The sequence below is a fragment of the Shewanella corallii genome (assembly GCF_023349125.1).
GTDB lineage: Bacteria > Pseudomonadota > Gammaproteobacteria > Enterobacterales > Shewanellaceae > Shewanella > Shewanella corallii.
The window spans coordinates 36,330-53,246 of sequence record NZ_JAKIKT010000012.1 but is presented as its reverse complement, the minus strand read 5'-3'; the positions used below and the strand labels follow the sequence as shown (position 1 = coordinate 53,246).

Below are 16,917 nucleotides of genomic sequence, written 5' to 3'. Positions count from 1 at the left end.
TCCTGGAATTCAGGATCGCGCAAAGAGGTTATTCATATTAAGCGTTAGCCAGGAAGTCCTGGGCAAAGCGCTGCAGTACACCACCTGCCTCGTAGATAGAGACCTCTTCAGCGGTATCCAGGCGGCATTTCACCGGCACTTCCAATGTCTGACCGTCGGCCTTGTGTACCAGCAGAGTCAGAGTGGTACCCGGTACCCGCTCGCCAACCACATCGAAGGTTTCAGTGCCGTCTATCCCCAGAGTCTTGCGGGTGGTGCCCGGCTGGAACTCCAGTGGCAGTACGCCCATGCCGATCAGATTTGTGCGGTGAATGCGCTCAAAACCTTCTGCGACAATGGCTTCAACACCGGCCAAACGCACCCCTTTAGCGGCCCAGTCACGGCTCGAGCCCTGGCCATAGTCTGCGCCAGCGATAATGCACAAGGGTTGCTTGCGATCCATATAGGTTTCAATCGCTTCCCACATGCGGGTGACTTTGCCTTCCGGCTCAACCCGTGCCAGTGAGCCCTGCTTAACCTGCGCCGTGCCATCGGGTCCATTCTCCAGCACCATCTCATTGAACAGCTTGGGGTTGGCGAAGGTCGCGCGCTGGGCGGTCAGGTGATCGCCCCTGTGGGTGGCGTAAGAGTTAAAGTCCTCTTCCGGCAGACCCATTTTCGCCAGATATTCACCGGCGGCCGAGCTGGCCAGAATGGCGTTGGAAGGTGACAGGTGATCTGTGGTGATATTGTCACCCAGCACCGCCAGTGGGCGCATACCCTTGAGCGTACGCTCCTGAGCCATTGCACCTTCCCCCTCTTCTTGCCAATACGGTGGACGGCGGATATAGGTGCTCTGCGGACGCCACTGATAAAGAGGATCGTTCTGCTCGCCATAGTCAACGCTCAGATCGAACATAGGCTCGTACACCTGACGGAATTGCTCCGGCTTAACGCACTCTTTGATTACCGCATCGATCTCTTCATCAGATGGCCAGAGATCTTTCAGTGTCACAGGGTTGCCATTGGCATCATTGCCCAGCACGTCTTTCTCTATGTCGAAACGCACACTGCCTGCGATGGCGTATGCGACCACCAGAGGTGGGGATGCCAGGAATGCCTGCTTGGCGTAGGGGTGAATACGACCATCGAAGTTACGGTTACCTGACAGTACCGCGGTTGAGTAGAGATCTCTGTCGATAACTTCCTGCTGGATCCTGGGATCCAGTGCGCCGCTCATACCGTTACAGGTGGTACAGGCAAAAGCCACGATACCGAAGCCCAGGGCTTCCAAATGTGGCAGCAGGCCGGCTTCTTTCAGGTACAGCTCAACGGCCTTGGAGCCGGGGGCCAGAGAGGTTTTCACCCACGGCTTGCGAACCATGCCTTTTTCCACCGCGTTGCGGGCCAGCAGACCGGCGGCAATCACATTGCGTGGGTTACTGGTGTTGGTACAGCTGGTGATAGCAGCAATGATAACGGCGCCATCCGGCATCTGACCGTCCGCTTCCTGATAGTCTGCAGCAATGCCTTTTTCCGCCAGGGTGCTGGTGGCAACGCGGGCATGAGGATTGGAAGGACCTGCCACATTGCGTACTACGCTGGAGAGATCAAAGCTGAGTACACGCTCATATTCGGCGTTCTGCAGGCTATCGGCCCACAGGCCGGTTTGTTTGGCATATTGCTCTACCAGTGCGACTTGTTTGTCATCGCGACCGGTCAGTTTCAGATAATCTATGGTGGCATCATCGATATAGAACATGGCCGCTGTGGCACCATATTCAGGCGTCATATTGGAGATGGTGGCACGATCGCCCAGGGTCAGGGCGGCAGCACCTTCGCCGAAGAACTCCAGATAAGCACCTACCACCCGCTCTTTACGCAGGAATTCGGTCAGGGCCAGCACGATATCCGTCGCGGTTATCCCCGGCTTTGGCTTACCCGTCAGTTCAACCCCGACGATATCCGGCAAGCGCATCCAGGAAGCGCGGCCCAGCATGACGCTTTCGGCTTCCAGTCCGCCAACACCGATGGCGATCACGCCCAGCGCATCCACATGCGGGGTATGACTGTCGGTACCGACACAGGTATCCGGAAAGGCGATGCCATCTCTCACCTGAATCACAGGAGACATCTTCTCCAGGTTGATCTGGTGCATGATGCCGTTACCCGGCGGGATCACATCCACATTGCGGAAGGCGGTTTTGGTCCAGTTGATAAAGTGGAAGCGATCGTCGTTACGTCTGTCTTCGATGGCGCGGTTCTTCTCAAAGGCATCGGCTTCGAAACCTGCATGTTCCACTGCCAGTGAGTGATCGACGATCAGCTGTGTTGGAACCACTGGGTTAACTTTGGCAGGATCGCCACCTTTGTCTGCGATGGCGTCACGCAGACCGGCCAGATCCACCAATGCGGTTTGTCCCAGAATGTCGTGGCACACCACGCGGGCAGGGAACCAGGGGAAGTCCATTTCGCGCTTACGTTCGATAATTTGCTTCAGCGAGTCAGTCAGGGTATTGGGATCGCAGCGGCGAACCAGGTTTTCTGCCAGCACTCTGGATGTGTATGGCAGTTTGTCATAAGCGCCGGGGCTGATAGCGTCGACAGCTTCACGGGTGTCGAAGTAGCTTAAGTTTGTACCCGGCAAGGGCTTGCGATAAAGGCTGTTGATTGTCATGGCATCATCCATACTTCAGGATCGAAAAGGGCAGGCGCTGCCTATTAATTAGCCGCGCCTGCCATGGCAGAGAGTGACTAGCCGTATCCGGCAGTTAACCACGCTCGGCTATTGGCATCACTTCTCTTGGCTCTTCACCCACATAGTCAGCGCTTGGGCGGATGATGCGGTTATTGGCACGTTGCTCCATCACGTGGGCAGCCCAGCCGGTGACCCGTGAGCACACAAAGATAGGAGTAAACAGCTTGGTTGGAATGCCCATGTAGTGATAGGCGCTGGCGTGGAAGAAGTCAGCGTTACAGAAGAGTTTCTTCTCATCCCACATCAGCTCTTCACAGGCGACAGAGACATCGTACAGACGGCTGTCACCAAACTCATCGGCCAGCTTGGCAGACCACTCTTTGATGATGGCATTGCGTGGATCTGACTCACGGTAGATGGCGTGACCGAAGCCCATGATCTTTTCTTTACGATCCAGCATGCCTTTCAGTGTGGTCTTGGCGTCGACCGGATCTTTCATATCCTGGATCAGCTCCATGGCTGCTTCGTTGGCACCGCCGTGCAGTGGGCCGCGCAAAGAACCAATGGCACCTGTGACACATGAGTGCATATCAGACAGGGTGGACGCACACACGCGAGCGGTAAAGGTTGAGGCATTGAACTCATGCTCGGCGTACAGGATAAGCGATGAGCTCATTACATCGGCGTGCAGCTGTGATGGCTTCTTGCCGTGCAGCAGATGCAGGAAGTGAGCCCCAATCTCTTGATCATCAGTCTCAGTTTCAATGCGTACGCCATCATGGCTGAAGCGGTACCAGTAGCAGATGATGGATGGGAAAGCGGCCAGCAGACGATCGGTGATATCGCTTTGCTCGGAGAAGTCATTTTCCATCTCCAGGTTACCCAGCATGGAGCAGCCTGTGCGCATCACATCCATAGGGTGAGCATCGGCAGGAATGCGCTCAAGTACGTCTTTCAGAGCCTGTGGCAGACCGCGCAGGCCTTTCAGCTTCAGGCGATAATCATCCAGCTGAGCCTGAGTTGGCAGCTCACCGTACAGGATCAGATAAGCCACTTCTTCGAAGCGGGTATTGGCTGCCAGATCCTTGATGTCATAACCACGATAGGTCAGGCCTGAACCCGATTTACCCACAGTACTCAGTGCTGTTTCACCGGCTGATTGCCCACGCAGACCCGCGCCACCTAATTTCTTGTCGACCATTGCTCTTTCCCTCTTGCGTTCGTTCTTATGTCGCCCCGGTTATCTCCGGGGCAATATCAGCAACGACTTCAGGCATCTTGCCCATGCTGCTGTGGCCGGGTTGCCATACAGGGTATGGGTCCGGCTCAGTGTTTGAATTTGGTTTGCTTACTTGCCTTCGCTGAACAGCTGATCCAGCTTGTTTTCAAAGTCGTGATAACCCAGGAACTGATACAGCTCGGCGCGGGTTTGCATCTTATCCACAACAGCACGCTGATGACCGTCATTGAGCAGTGCCTGCATCACTTCCAGTCCGGCTTTGTTAGCGGCGCGGAAGGTGCTCAGTGGATACAACACCATATCGGCACCGGCATCTGCCAGTTGGCTGGTAGAGAACAGCTCCGTTTTACCGAACTCTGTCATATTGGCCAGAATTGGGGCTTTTACCGCTTGGCGGAAACGGGTGTACTGATCCAGTTCGGTCAGTGCTTCGGCAAAGATCATGTCGGCGCCGGCTTCCAGATACGCCTGGGCACGTTCGATTCCTGCATCCAGACCTTCTACGGCTACTGCATCTGTGCGGGCCATAATCACGAAGTTGTCGTCGGTGCGGGCATCAACTGCCGCCTTGATACGGTCTACCATCTCTTCGGTACTGACTACGGCTTTGTTGGGTCTGTGACCACAGCGTTTTTGAGCGACCTGATCTTCCATGTGCACAGCAGCAACACCGGCTTTTTCGAACTCTTTGATGGTTCGGGCGATGTTGAACGCGCCACCCCAACCTGTATCGATATCGACCAGCAATGGTACGTCGGTGGCAGAGGTGATACGACCGGCATCGATCAGCACATCATTCATCGAGGTCATCCCCAGATCCGGCAGACCATAAGAGGCATTGGCGACGCCTGCGCCGGACAGATACAGTGCCTGGGCACCAGTTTGCTCAGCCATTTTGGCGAAGTAGGCATTCATGGTGCCTATAATCTGCAGTGGTCTGGCATTGGCCAGCGCCTGACGGAATCTTAATCCTGCGCTCATTTGCTTTTCCTTATTGATTGAGTGACGACAGGCCTTCAGCCTGTTGCATAGCTTTAAGTTTGTTTTCTGTGCTGATGCGGCCCCGTTCGATATGACGGCGCATCAACAGAGCGGCCAGCTCGCCATCACCCCCGGCAATGGCTTCCACTATGGCCTTGTGCTCTGCAATGGCTTCTACAGGGCGGTTACGGTTGGACGTTTGGAATCGGTACATACGCAGCAGATGGTACAGACCACCCACCAGAGTTTCCTGCAGATGGCGGTTACCACTGGCCTGAATAATCTGATAGTGAAAATCCACATCCCCCTGTTGTTGAAAATAGGGGTCGTCGCTGGCAAGTGCTGCCTGCTGGGTTTTTATCAGGGATTTGAGTTTGGCTAATTGTTCCGGGGTGATGTTTTTGGCGGCCAGTTCACAGGCCATGGCTTCAAGCACGCTGCGTAATTGATAAAGCTCATTGAGCTCTTCTATGGTGAGATGCGCGACTCTGGCACCTATATGGGGGGCGCGAACAACCAGGCGTTGTCGCTCAAGAGCCTGCAGCGCTTCTCTGGCAGGGCCCCGGCTGATACCAAAACGCTGGGCGATATCCTGTTCGTTTATCTTACTGCCAGGAGCCAGTTCGCCCCTGATAATATCGGTCTGCAGTTCAACCAGCACCTGATCCACCAAACGGCCCGGCTTGGCCTGTTTGTCAGCATCTTTGTCCTGTTCCCTGTGTAGTGTGACCGAATCCATATCACCCCCTGATGTTGGTGCTTAAAAACTAGGCTTTATCGTGCTCATTGTCAACAATGAATTAACCAAAAGGTAACCTTTGGTGTGTAAATTTAAAATTAAGATACTGATAAATAATGTTTTGATGGTATTGGGTTGGGTTTGATGGATTTTTATTGTTGACAATATTGGTGGGTTTCCTGCCATAAGCAGCAAAAAAGACAATCCTCTGTTTGGAAGATATATCGCGGGTTAATATGGTGGTAGTCACCAAGGCGCGGTATTGGTAAGGGCAATGAGATAACACTGAAATGGAAAAGATATTGATCAGCAGCTGCCTGATGGGCAATCCGGTACGTTACGACGGTAAAGATAATGGTCTGACCGACGCCTGTATTAGCCAGTGGCAGTCTCAGGGGAGGCTATTGGTCTTCTGCCCGGAAATGGCCGGTGGCTTACCAACGCCCAGAGCCCCAGCTGAGCAGCAAGGTGACAGAGTGATAACCCATGAAGGTGTGGATGTTACGCGGGAATTCCGCCTTGGAGCCGAATTGGCGCTTAAGCTTGCCAGTGAGCATGGGGTGAAACTGGCAATATTGAAAGCCCGCAGCCCCTCATGTGGCAGTAATCAGGTTTATGACGGCAGTTTCAGCCGGACGTTGATTGAAGGTGATGGTTTAACTGCTGCCAGACTCAAGCAAGCGGGTATTAAGGTGTTTACTGAGCTTGAGTTGGATCAGGCGCAGGCTTTCCTTCGGCAGTTGGAAGGGTGAGCATCGGCAAGACCGGAGTCATTTATACCAAAAAAGAAAAGCCAGAACTGGGTTCTGGCTTTTTCTTCATTAGAGAAGTGTTATCAGTGCGATGGGCTTTGCTCTACAAGCTGAGGATAGCTGTCAGTATCGGCATCATATTCCAGTAACAGCTGGTGGATAAGCTCATCCTTATCGGCCCACACACCATTGAGCCAGCGCTGGAAGTTGGCACGATAGGCCGCATCGCTGAAGTATTGATCGGCATCCACTTCAGGAACCGGCATGGCTTCTACCCGTACCACGACTTTTTGTACCTTACCTTGCATGGCGCCAGCCAGGATGTCCCGGGGCGCATCCGGATACACCACTGTCACATTCAACAGGTTGGTAAACTGAGGTCCCATGGCTGAAAGTGCAAAGGCGATACCGCCGGCTTTTGGTTTCAGCAGATAGCGATAAGGTGAGTTCTGGCGACGACGTTTTTCTTCAGTGAAGCGGCTGCCTTCCACATAGTTCATGATGCTGGTGGGAATACGGCGGAACTTCTCACAGGCTTTGCGGGTTGATTCGAGGTCTTTACCCTTGAGCTTGGGGTTCTTTTTGAGTTTGGCCGCACTGGTGCGGTTCATAAAGGGCATATCCAGTGCCCAGCAGCCCAGCCCCAGAACAGGTACATAGAGGAGTTCCTTTTTCAGGAAGAACTTAAGCATAGGAATGTGGTTACGCAATACATAGGATTGTGCGGCGATATCAAAACCACTCAGGTGGTTACTGATCACCAGATACCAGGAGTCTTTGCTCAGTTGCTCCAGTCCCTGAACGTCCCAGTCAATTTTTGCGATTAGCTTGAGAATGCCGCCATTGCCGGTAGCCCAGGCCCACATGAAGCGATTCATCAAGTTGGACATAGCCAGACGGCCACCCTGCCAGGGAACAAACAGTTTGAGGATACCGCCTATGGAGATGAGGCCACCCCAAACAAAGGTATTAATGACCAATAGCGTACTGCTGAGTGCAAATAGAATAGGTCCCGGTAGAAAGTTCAGCATATTTAGTAATAACCTCGCTCAGTTTCAGCCAGCTTGCAGCTGACTGAGCACTTCATCCTTGTGCTGCCAAATCTGGTTCAGCTGTTGCTGAAACAGTTTTTTGAATTCCTTATCGTTTTGGTAGTCCCCCCGCATACTGTCACCAATTTCACGTAACTCGATATTGATACGGATTTCACCACCATTGCCGCATATGTAGTCCCAGAAACTGGGAACGCCATCATTGTAACAAATAGTCACATCGACCAGTTTATCGATTTCAGCCATGGCAGACAAAGCAAACGCCATGCCTCCGGCTCTGGGACGTAACAGATGTTGGTAAGGGGAGTTTTGCTTGTCATGTTTTACCGGTTTAAAGCGAGTGCCTTCGACAAAGTTCATGACGCTGACAGGCTGATGCTTGAATTTGGCGCAGGCTCTACGGGTAATCTCAATATCTTTGCCTTTGAGCTTGGGGTTTTTCCTTAATTGAGCGGTGGAGTAACGGCGCATAAAGGGGAAGTCCAGTGCCCACCAGGCAAGACCCAGCACGGGAACATAGATCAGTTCCTGTTTGAGGAAAAATTTCAGAAATGGAATCTTGCCGTTAAAAACGCGCTGAAGGATAAGAATATCCACCCAGGACTGATGGTTGGCAATCACCATATACCATTGGTCTTTGCTCAATTGGGCGTCTCCGGTAACAGTCAGCTTTACTGGATGAAAATGCTTCTCCATAAAGCTATTGCCACAGATCCAGCAGCTTGCCAGCCAGTCCAGAAGACGGCTGCAGAGATTTCTCAGCGGTTTAATTGGTAGCAATTTGAATAAGCTAACCAGCAACAGAGGGGTGGCCCAAAAGAGTGTATTTACCACATAGCCCACAAAAACAATGCTTCCCCTGAGCTGTGACAACAGCTTCGACATCCGCTATCTCCTGACAAATTAGGGAGCATTATGTTACTCGCTGGCGGGTTTTTCCTCAAATCAAGAAAGGCTTTTAGTGGTCAAACCCGGATTTTCGGGGCGTAATCACAACAAAGTTAGTCAGTTGCTTAAAATCAGCAAAAACTATCTTCAAAGGTCATTAGCCCCTGGCTGTCTGAGGTTTACTCATTAATCAGCAGGCCCAGTACCGACTTAAGCTCTTCCCGTAACTCCTGAAGCCGCTTAAGTTGTGCATCATCAAACCGGCAAAGCAGTTTACCGGGAACCTCCGCTGCGTGACGCTTCATTTCCAGACCTTTTGATTGCAACTGAATATCGACCTGACGCTCATCCCTGTCATTCCTGCGTCGGGTGATAATTGCCTTCTGCTCAAGGCGTTTCAGCAGGGGAGTCAAAGTTCCTGAGTCGAGATGAAGTCGCTTACCTATTTCACTGACGCTGATCGGCTTTGACTGCTCCCACAGTACCAACATCACCAGATACTGCGGATAGGTCAGATCCAATGCCTTTAACACGGGCTGATACTGCCTCGTTACTTCGCGTGATGCTGTATACAGCAGGAAACATAGCTGGTCATCCAGTCTGGGGGCGTTTGTTCCCATCGCTGTATTGACTGATTTCAAGGGGATTACCTCAGCTCAACAGTTTTTGAATGTCTGCGGTCAACTTTTCCGGTGCATCAGTAGGAGCAAATCGTTTAAGCACTTTACCTTCGCCATTAACCAAGAACTTGGTGAAGTTCCACTTAATAGACTTGGAACCCATTAACCCGGGTGCCTCTTGTTTCAGATATTGGTAAAGAGGGTGGGTGTTATCGCCATTAACCTCTATTTTGGCGAACATGGGGAAGCTGACACCATAGTTCAGCTGACAGAATTCGGCGATCTCAGACTCGCTGCCGGGATCCTGACTGGCAAACTGGTTACAGGGAAAGCCAAGTATCTCCAGCCCATTGTCTTTATATGCCTGGTACAGCTCTTCCAACCCTTTGAATTGAGGCGTCAGCCCACACTTACTGGCGGTGTTAACAATCAACAGCACTTTGCCCTGATAGTCGCTCAGGCTTTTGCTGTCGCCGGTAATTGTGTTGGCACTGAAGTCGTAAACGCTGCTCATGGACATTCCTTTGGATAGCGGGTTATTTGTTTTTAGATGATTGCGCAAAATTGAATTGTGTACAATTTAATTTTTGGGATCGCTGTAATTGAAATAATCGATTCAAAGGAAGTTGAGGTTTGTACAGAAAACAACAGCACCTTCAAAAAAGGCGCTGTTATTCTGAAGGTGTTAGCTCTGACTACAGCCGCGGAAGTTCTTCTCCAGGCACTCTTCAGTCATCTTCTGTGCCTGACGGATGTCGCCGAATTTCATGGTGTGGTTGAGGATTTCGACAATCTCATCACCTTCGCCACCATTGTAGTAAGACAGATTAGCCCACATGTAAGCCAGCTTTTCATTCTTGGTGGTGCCTTTACCCAGCGCATACATAATGGCCAGGTTGTTCTGAGCGATGGCGTTACCTTGTTCCGCTGATTGCTGGAACCAATTTACCGCCTGCTCATGATTCACATCTGTGCCTTTGCCGCTGGTGAGCATCATGCCAAGATTAAGCTGCGCTTCGGAATGACCCTGTGTGGCAGCCTTTTGATAGAACTCCAGTGCCTGCTTATCATCCTGAGCCAGGGTAACACCGTTTTCGTACATGTTGCCCAGACGGAACAGAGCGCCCGCTTGCTCTTGCTTGGCGGCTTTTTCAAACCATTCAACCGCTGTTTCATTACTCTGAGTCACACCGCGGCCCAACGAATAGCTCATCCCCAGATCGTATTGAGCTTGAGCATGACCCTGCCGGGCTGCTTTTTCGAACCAATTTGCGGCTTCACTGTTGTTCATGGCGACGCCACGGCTGCGGGCATGCATAACGCCAATTTGATACTGAGCTTCAGCATTACCCGCCTGCGCCAGCGGTTGTAGCTCTTGATAAGCCTGTTGATATTCGCCTTTGGTGATTTTCTCCATTGCGGTTTGCAGGGAGTCGGCGGAGGCGGCAGCTGACAGACACAGCGCCGCAAGAGCGGTTAATGTTCTTTTCATAGCAGTTGCGGTTACTCTGTATTAGTTGATTCTAAGTAATTGTTTGTCATGATTTTATCATTGGCTTCTGCGGCGAAATGCGTCACGGCATCCAGTTTTGGCAGATACCTGGTTTGTTAAGGCGGGAAAATAAAAAAGGTTGGCAGCAGCCAACCTTTTTAGTTTGATTATGTCCTGTAGGCAGGGGCTATTTCAGACCGCGACGCTTCAGCAGGCCATCCGTGGTTGGCTCTTGACCACGGAAGTTTTTGTAAGCTTCCATCGGTGGTACTGAGTTACCCACTTCACGGATCGTCTTACGGAACTTCATGCCGATCTCGCGGTTCAGACCGCCTTGAGTCTGCACATAGGCGTAAGCGTCAGCTGCCAGAATCTCTGACCACATATAGGCGTAGTAGCTGGCGCTGTAGCCACCCGGGAAAGCGTGGGCGAAGTAAGTTGAGCGATAACGTGGTGGGATCGCCTCGATATTCACACCATGCTTTTCCAGAGCTTTGGCTTCAAAGCTCTCGACATCCTGCAGTGGCGTACCTGATTTGAGTGAGTGCCATTCCAGATCCACCAGAGCTGCCGACATGTACTCCAGGGTGTCGAAGCCCTGATTGAAGCTGCGCGATTTCAGCAACTTGTCCAGCAACTCTTTTGGCAGAGGCTCACCTGTCTCATAGTGACGGGCATAGTTTGCCAGCACCTGCGGATGAGCGGCCCAGTCTTCTTCGAAGGTGGAAGGGAACTCAACAAAGTCACGGGATACTGAGGTGCCTGCCAGGCTTGGATACTTCACCTTGGAGAACATGCCGTGGGTACCATGGCCCATTTCGTGGAACATGGTGGTCACTTCGTCATAGCTGACAAAGGTCGGCTCGCCGTCCGGTGCCTTCTTAATGTTCATCACGTTCACTACCACAGGCTTTTCACCTGTCAGTGTAGACTGGCCAACGAAAGAGCTCATCCAGGCGCCACCACGTTTGCCTTCACGGGCAAAGTAGTCAGCGTAGAAAATAGCCATGCTGGTACCATCTTCGTCGAACATCTCATAGGCTTTCACATCAGGATGATAAACCGGCAGATCCGGACGTGGCTTCATGGTCACGCCATACAGCTCTTTAATGGTGTAGAACACGCCGTCTTCCAGTACACGTTCGAACTCGAAGTATGGCTTGGTCATCTCTTCATCCAGCGCATACTTCTCGGCGCGCACCTGCTCGGCGTAGAAGGCCCAGTCCCATGGCTTCAGTTCGAAATCGCCACCAGTCTTGTCGATCATCGCCTGGATATCAGCAGCTTCTTTGTTGGCGTTGGCGACAACCTTGGGGACCATGGTGCCAAACAGCTTATATACGGCCTCAGGTGTTTCCGCCATTTGTGGAGCAAGACGGTAGCTGGCCCAGTTATCAAAGCCCAGCAGTGCCGCGCGCTCGGCTCGTAGCTGTGCCAGACGGGCAACCAGAGAGGCGGTTTCATTGTCGCCTTCCAGGCCTCGATTGGCAGAGGCTTCCCACACCTTCTGGCGCAGTTCGCGGTTTTCCAGCACAGACAGCACAGGCTGACGGGTGGTATTGGTAATGCTCAGCAGGTATTTGCCTTTGTGACCGGCAGCCTCTGCATCATCGGCTGCCATGCGAATCGCTGTATCAGACATACCGGCCAGATCGGCTTCGGTATCCACCACTACGGCAATCTCTTTAGTCATGCGCAGCAAACGTTGTTGGAACTCATCGGTCAGCTGGGAGTGTTCTTTGTTGAGCTTGCGGATCTCTGCTTTCTGAGCTTCGGTTAATTTGGCGCCGGCCAGCACCATGCGCTGATGGTAAACCTCTACCAGTCGGACTTCCTCAGCAGACAGGTCCAGCTCATGGCGGTTGTCATACAGAGTATCTACCCGCTCAAACAAGTTGGCATTGAGGTTGATGTCGTCTGAATGGGCAGACATCAGAGGCGCCATTTTACCCTGTAGTGTGCGCAGTTCAGGATTGGAGTTGGAGCCAGTCAGGTTATAGAACACCCGGGAAGTCCGGCCAAGTAGTTCGCCACTGGTTTCCAGGGCGACGATAGTATTGGCAAAAGTTGGGGCGTCCGGGTTGTTGGCGATAGCCAGTACTTCGGCTTTCTGTTCAGCCATGCCCTGCAGCAGGGCGGGTTCAAAATGCTCGTTCTGGATTGCGGCAAAATCAGGAGCCTGATATTGCAATGCACTTGGAGCATAGAAAGGATTATTTGCAGTCAAGGTTTGTGCCTGTTTGGCAGTTTCCGAGATCTGATTGTACTGAGCGCAGCCGCCGAGAAGCAAAACGCTTCCCACAGCCAGGGCGAGTAGGCTCTTATGCATGTTTGATTTCCTGATTGTTATTGTAATGCTTGAGGAGGTCCACGGTTCAGACGGGATTAATGTCTGGTGAAAACCTTGTTGCTTTTAGGGTTAAGCTCTTGGATTGTGTCCAATTCATTTTCATCCGACAAGCAAAATTTAAACAAAAACAGGAAATCTTGATTTCAATATATCAATTGATTTACTTGAGTATTTACTTAATTTTGAAGCAAGTTTTCAAACGCGGAAATAAAAAGGCTGCCTAAGGCAGCCTTTTTATAGTCACCAGGGCAATGACTTTCGCCAGACTAACAAATCGTGCCAGCGCCCTGGGTGATATCCACTTCATGGTCGATAACGGCCTGGGCGGCGATGGCCAATCCTTCTGTGATCATTTCCAGTGACATGGCAGCCTGGTTGCCATCGGTTGCCTGCTCAGGCAGCAGTGGGATATGCACAAAACCGTGGCGGATATGACTGTCACCCAGATAGTGCTGAACACCGTAAAACAGGTGGTTACACACGAAGGTGCCTGCAGTGTTGGAGACCTGAGCTGGAATGCCGCAGTCCTGCATAGCCTTGGTCATGGCTTTAATGGGCAGAGTGCTGAAGTAGGCGTCTGGGCCGCCTTCCACAATCGGCTGGTCCACAACCTGAATGCCTTCATTGTCGGGAATGCGGAAGTCATCCACATTGATAGCGACTCGCTCAGGGGTAATACCGGCGCGGCCAGCAGCCTGGCCGACAGTGATCACACAGTCAGGCTGGTGGGTTTCAATGGCTTTAATGACCGCATCTACAGCTTTAAAGCGGACGACTGGTACCTGGCAGGTCACGATAGTGCCACCATTTAGCGCTAGTCCTTCTAAACGTTTTACTGCTTCCAGCGCAGGGTTAATGCTGGCGCCACCAAAAGGTTCAAAGCCAGTGATCAGAATCTTTTTCATATTGCTCTCGTTTCTCAGAAGGCCAGGAAGTACATCAGGGCAGTATTCAGTGCCAGCATACACAGGCCTGGCGCAACCTGGGTGTATATCACCTGATTTTTATTTTTTAGCTCCAGCAGGGCCGCGGGCACCATATTGAAGTTGGCGGCCATGGGTGTCATCAGGGTGCCACAATAGCCGGACAACATGCCCAGCACGCCGATAATGGCAGGGTTACCGCCTTGATCGACCATCAACAAAGGAATACCTACACCGGCAGTAATCACTGCGAAAGCGGCAAAGGCGTTACCCATCACTATGGTAAACAGTGCCATACCCAGGGTGTAGGCCATGACGTAAGCCAGCAGATTGTTGTCCGGCACTATCACTTTGACGATTTGTGAGACGGTTTCACCTACGCCGGCCTGACTGAACAGAAAGCCCAGTGCTGCGAGAAATTGCGACAGAATCGCTGCCCAGCCAATGGCATCAATCAGGCGGCGTCCTTCATGCAGGCTCTGTTTTGCTTCGCCTTTGGTGATCCACAAGGCTACGCCGAGAGCCAGCAGTGAGCTCAGCCCCAAACCGACCAGCGCACTTTCAGAGGTCAGCTGGCTCCAGGCAATCGTCCCTACTGGCACCAGAATGGCGGGAATAAACAATTTGTTTTTCCGCGATTCAGCACCTGCTTTGCGGAACCCGGCACTGCTTTGGCCATATTGGCCCGTGCCCATAAAGCCGCCGGCAGCCAAAAGCGTCAGCGCCAATACCATCAGGCCGGTCATCCAGTTGGGAATAAATGGGCCAAGACAGAACGACAAGCCATAAACCAGCCAGAATAAACCGGTACCCAGTCGTTTGGCATTATGTGTGTCGGCAAAGGTTTGCAGTGCGAAGGCGATCAGCAGCAGGCCAGTGGCTTGATAAATATATTCCAGCATTATTGGTTTTCCTGCTGTTTTGCAGCTTGCTTAAGGCGACGATCTGCGCGCCAGGCAAACAGGCCAAAGATAATCACAGAGCCTATGGCCGTAGGCAGTGCCCAGATATACATATCTTCAAGTTTCACCGGGAAACCGTTGTCATCCAGCACGCCTTTGATCAGCAGCAGGCCACCGGTACCGATAAACAAAAGTTGGCTGAAGAAATTGCCAAAGTTCTCACTGGCGGCAGACAGGGCTTTTACCTTCTGGCTTTCATCTTCGGCGAGGGGATGACGGCCCTTCTCTGCAGCGGCTTCCGCCATAGGTGCTACTAAAGGGCGGATCATGGAGGGATGGCCGCCCAGGTTAAGTCCCATGGCATTGGTGACTTTGCGCAGCAGTAGGTAGGTCATGAGTACCCTGGCGGCAGAAGCGTTCTTGATGGAGCCAATCAATTGCTCAGCACGCTCCCGCAAGCCAAAACGCTCCAGTACGCCAATCATGGGCAAAACCAGTATAAACAGGGACATATACCGGTTATTGGTGAATGATTCTCCAAGGATTGAGAGGATCTGCATGGGACTGATATCAGCCACCAGCCCGGTGACGACACCGGCGCTGAGGATCACCAACAGGGTGTTGAGTTTAAGCGCCAAACCCAGAGTGATAATGACAACGCCGATTAGCGGCCAGAAGTCGATCATAGTGAATTCCTGACGTGTTTCAGTGGTAAGTAAATTAGTTTGTATTGCTCAATACCATGGCGTGGAAACAGTCTTCAACACAAAAATTCGGCTTAGGAAGAATAAATATCTTCAATTTCTGGATATTTTGCTGTTTTCTGGAATAACGTGATGAATTCGATACTTTTTACTAACACGAATGTCGGTAATTGGATTGAATAAGTGGCATGCTGATATAAATGTTGCCATTTGTATTCTTAAGTTTGGCTGGTATGGCCTGTTGAATACCAGATACACAAAGTAACACTTGCAGCGGTGCTTAAGTGATTGATGATTCGTACAATGGCTGCCGCTTTCGACCTCAAACTATGGAAGTTGGTTGAGATAGGGTCAGGACAAAATGGAGAACTAAATGACCGCAGTCGCCGAATCTCCGGATTTGATTAAATTACCGGTTTCCCGCCTGGCATTGGGTATGTACGTCACCGCGATCGATCAACAGGGTAAGGTGACAGTAGTGAATGCTGGTTTGCTGAAGCATAAAGATGCCATCACTCATCTGGTCAAAAGCGGTATTCGATTTGTCTGGGTCGATGCGGAAAAGTCCTTGCCTGGCAGTGGCCTTAAGAAAGCTGGCTCAACTGCTTCGTTGCGAGGAAAGGACAAGGTTAAGTTTGGCGCGGGAGCCAAAACTAAAACGAAGCTAGGGTTAGCGCCCAATCAGATGCGCCAGCAAAAGGCAAAAAACCTGTTATTTGAGGCCAAAGGATTAATCCGCAAGGTATTGGGTGAAGTGTTCGAAGGGAAAGCTATCGAAGTCGCTCCCTTTGAAGCCCTGGCTGACAATCTGATTGAGTCTGTGATGTCTGACGCCGGAGCGATGCAGTTTGCCTCTGCGCTGAGAAGTAAAGACGCATATCTGCTCGAACATTCTGTCAATGTAGCGGTTTTACTGGTGACATTTGGGCGTCACCTGGGCTTTGACGCCACAACATTAAAGCAGTTGGCGGTCGGGGGGATTTTGCATGATATCGGTAAAATCAAAGTGGATAACCAGATCCTGCATAAGCCAGGCAAACTGAGCGAAGAAGAGTTTGAGCATATGAAGCTGCATCAAGTGTATGCCATAGATGCGCTTGCAGAAGCTCCTGACTTGCATCAGATCAGTAAAGATGTGTGCCTGATGCACCATGAAAAGCTTGATGGGCGGGGCTACCCCAATGGTTTGAAGGGAGATGAGATCCCTCTGCACGGGCGTATGAGTGGGATTTGCGATATCTATGATGCTTTGACCGCGACCCGTTGTTATAAAGAAGCAATGAGCCCGGCATCGGCCTTTAAAATACTTTTGAGCCTGACGCCTCATCACCTGGATCAGAAGCTGGTTTACGAGTTTATCCGTTGCGTCGGAGTGTATCCGGTCGGCTCTTTGGTGGAGTTATCCGACGGCAGGGTGGGGATTGTATGGGAAACCAATGGGCGTGAGGTGCGTCAGCCCATAGTGAAGTGTTTCTACTCTCTTAAACTCAAACGCTATACCCAGGTGGCCTATGTGGATCTACTCAAATCTGAGCTTGAGATTGAGCGCGGTGTAACTCCCGGAGCGCTAGAGGTTGACCCTTCACCTTTCTACTAG

15 protein-coding genes are annotated in these 16,917 nt (G+C 51.6%); 2 read left to right on the top strand and 13 right to left on the bottom strand.

Annotated elements, in window-relative coordinates; translation table 11 throughout:
- Positions 1 to 37: 37 nt before the first annotated feature.
- From acnD to L2725_RS21025, 4 genes are all read right to left on the bottom strand, one after another.
- Positions 38 to 2,650, bottom strand: coding sequence for a Fe/S-dependent 2-methylisocitrate dehydratase AcnD (gene acnD, locus L2725_RS21040; RefSeq protein ID WP_249250814.1), 2,613 nt, complete (start codon positions 2,648 to 2,650; stop codon positions 38 to 40).
- Between the two features lie 100 nt (positions 2,651 to 2,750).
- Entirely contained in the window at positions 2,751 to 3,878 is a 1,128-nt protein-coding gene (gene prpC, locus L2725_RS21035) for a bifunctional 2-methylcitrate synthase/citrate synthase (protein WP_249250780.1), read from the bottom strand.
- A 147-nt stretch (positions 3,879 to 4,025) separates the two neighbouring features.
- Entirely contained in the window at positions 4,026 to 4,898 is an 873-nt protein-coding gene (gene prpB / locus L2725_RS21030; RefSeq protein ID WP_249250779.1) for a methylisocitrate lyase, read from the bottom strand.
- A 10-nt stretch (positions 4,899 to 4,908) separates the two neighbouring features.
- Entirely contained in the window at positions 4,909 to 5,637 is a 729-nt protein-coding gene (locus tag L2725_RS21025) for a GntR family transcriptional regulator (RefSeq protein ID WP_249250778.1), read from the bottom strand.
- 290 nt (positions 5,638 to 5,927) lie between these two features.
- Between L2725_RS21025 and L2725_RS21020 the strand changes: the two genes are divergently transcribed.
- A complete protein-coding gene (locus L2725_RS21020) occupies positions 5,928 to 6,389 on the top strand; it encodes a 2-thiouracil desulfurase family protein (protein WP_249250777.1) in 462 nt (153 codons plus the stop codon).
- A gap of 83 nt (positions 6,390 to 6,472) precedes the next feature.
- On the opposite strand, the gene yihG (L2725_RS21015) is transcribed toward L2725_RS21020, so the two are convergent.
- The 9 genes from yihG (L2725_RS21015) to L2725_RS20975 form a co-directional block, all read right to left on the bottom strand.
- The gene (yihG, locus tag L2725_RS21015; RefSeq protein WP_249250776.1) at positions 6,473 to 7,420 is read right to left on the bottom strand and encodes a 1-acylglycerol-3-phosphate O-acyltransferase, YihG family; all 948 of its coding nucleotides are present in this window, start codon (positions 7,418 to 7,420) and stop codon (positions 6,473 to 6,475) included.
- A 24-nt stretch (positions 7,421 to 7,444) separates the two neighbouring features.
- Positions 7,445 to 8,326: a 1-acylglycerol-3-phosphate O-acyltransferase, YihG family gene (gene yihG, locus L2725_RS21010; protein WP_249250775.1), complete on the bottom strand. Its 882-nt coding sequence runs from the start codon at positions 8,324 to 8,326 to the stop codon at positions 7,445 to 7,447.
- Between the two features lie 182 nt (positions 8,327 to 8,508).
- Positions 8,509 to 8,970 carry a MarR family winged helix-turn-helix transcriptional regulator gene (locus L2725_RS21005; protein ID WP_249250773.1) on the bottom strand — a complete coding sequence of 154 codons (462 nt, stop codon included), beginning with the start codon at positions 8,968 to 8,970 and terminating at the stop codon, positions 8,509 to 8,511.
- 10 nt (positions 8,971 to 8,980) lie between these two features.
- Positions 8,981 to 9,463: a glutathione peroxidase gene (locus L2725_RS21000; protein ID WP_249250771.1), complete on the bottom strand. Its 483-nt coding sequence runs from the start codon at positions 9,461 to 9,463 to the stop codon at positions 8,981 to 8,983.
- Positions 9,464 to 9,634: 171 nt separating this feature from the next.
- Complete coding sequence (locus L2725_RS20995) at positions 9,635 to 10,441, bottom strand: tetratricopeptide repeat protein (protein ID WP_249250769.1); 807 nt, start codon at positions 10,439 to 10,441, stop codon at positions 9,635 to 9,637.
- 187 nt (positions 10,442 to 10,628) lie between these two features.
- On the bottom strand, positions 10,629 to 12,770 hold the full coding sequence (locus tag L2725_RS20990) for a M3 family metallopeptidase (protein ID WP_249250767.1): 2,142 nt from the start codon (positions 12,768 to 12,770) through the stop codon (positions 10,629 to 10,631).
- Between the two features lie 287 nt (positions 12,771 to 13,057).
- A complete protein-coding gene (gene pcp / locus L2725_RS20985) occupies positions 13,058 to 13,696 on the bottom strand; it encodes a pyroglutamyl-peptidase I (RefSeq protein ID WP_249250765.1) in 639 nt (212 codons plus the stop codon).
- A 14-nt stretch (positions 13,697 to 13,710) separates the two neighbouring features.
- The gene (locus L2725_RS20980) at positions 13,711 to 14,616 is read right to left on the bottom strand and encodes a DUF979 domain-containing protein (protein WP_249250763.1); all 906 of its coding nucleotides are present in this window, start codon (positions 14,614 to 14,616) and stop codon (positions 13,711 to 13,713) included.
- Complete coding sequence (locus L2725_RS20975) at positions 14,616 to 15,302, bottom strand: DUF969 domain-containing protein (protein ID WP_249250760.1); 687 nt, start codon at positions 15,300 to 15,302, stop codon at positions 14,616 to 14,618. Before L2725_RS20975 ends, L2725_RS20980 begins: the two co-directional genes overlap by 1 nt.
- Positions 15,303 to 15,693: 391 nt before the next feature.
- Here L2725_RS20975 and L2725_RS20970 point away from each other — a divergent pair, with 391 nt between their 5' ends.
- On the top strand, positions 15,694 to 16,917 hold the full coding sequence (locus L2725_RS20970) for a cyclic di-GMP phosphodiesterase (protein ID WP_249250758.1): 1,224 nt from the start codon (positions 15,694 to 15,696) through the stop codon (positions 16,915 to 16,917).

Excerpts from the sequence above, each read along its gene's own strand:
- L2725_RS21000 (WP_249250771.1), bottom strand. The coding sequence starts at position 9,463 with ATGAGCAGCGTTTACGACTTCAGTGCCAACACAATTACCGGCGACAGC.
- L2725_RS20975 (WP_249250760.1), bottom strand. The coding sequence starts at position 15,302 with ATGATCGACTTCTGGCCGCTAATCGGCGTTGTCATTATCACTCTGGGT.
- pcp (WP_249250765.1), bottom strand. The coding sequence starts at position 13,696 with ATGAAAAAGATTCTGATCACTGGCTTTGAACCTTTTGGTGGCGCCAGC.
- L2725_RS20995 (WP_249250769.1), bottom strand. The coding sequence starts at position 10,441 with ATGAAAAGAACATTAACCGCTCTTGCGGCGCTGTGTCTGTCAGCTGCC.
- L2725_RS20990 (WP_249250767.1), bottom strand. The coding sequence starts at position 12,770 with ATGCATAAGAGCCTACTCGCCCTGGCTGTGGGAAGCGTTTTGCTTCTC.
- prpB (WP_249250779.1), bottom strand. The coding sequence starts at position 4,898 with ATGAGCGCAGGATTAAGATTCCGTCAGGCGCTGGCCAATGCCAGACCA.
- L2725_RS20980 (WP_249250763.1), bottom strand. The coding sequence starts at position 14,616 with ATGCTGGAATATATTTATCAAGCCACTGGCCTGCTGCTGATCGCCTTC.
- L2725_RS20970 (WP_249250758.1), top strand. The coding sequence starts at position 15,694 with ATGACCGCAGTCGCCGAATCTCCGGATTTGATTAAATTACCGGTTTCC.
- yihG (WP_249250775.1), bottom strand. The coding sequence starts at position 8,326 with ATGTCGAAGCTGTTGTCACAGCTCAGGGGAAGCATTGTTTTTGTGGGC.
- L2725_RS21025 (WP_249250778.1), bottom strand. The coding sequence starts at position 5,637 with ATGGATTCGGTCACACTACACAGGGAACAGGACAAAGATGCTGACAAA.
- prpC (WP_249250780.1), bottom strand. The coding sequence starts at position 3,878 with ATGGTCGACAAGAAATTAGGTGGCGCGGGTCTGCGTGGGCAATCAGCC.
- L2725_RS21020 (WP_249250777.1), top strand. The coding sequence starts at position 5,928 with ATGGAAAAGATATTGATCAGCAGCTGCCTGATGGGCAATCCGGTACGT.
- yihG (WP_249250776.1), bottom strand. The coding sequence starts at position 7,420 with ATGCTGAACTTTCTACCGGGACCTATTCTATTTGCACTCAGCAGTACG.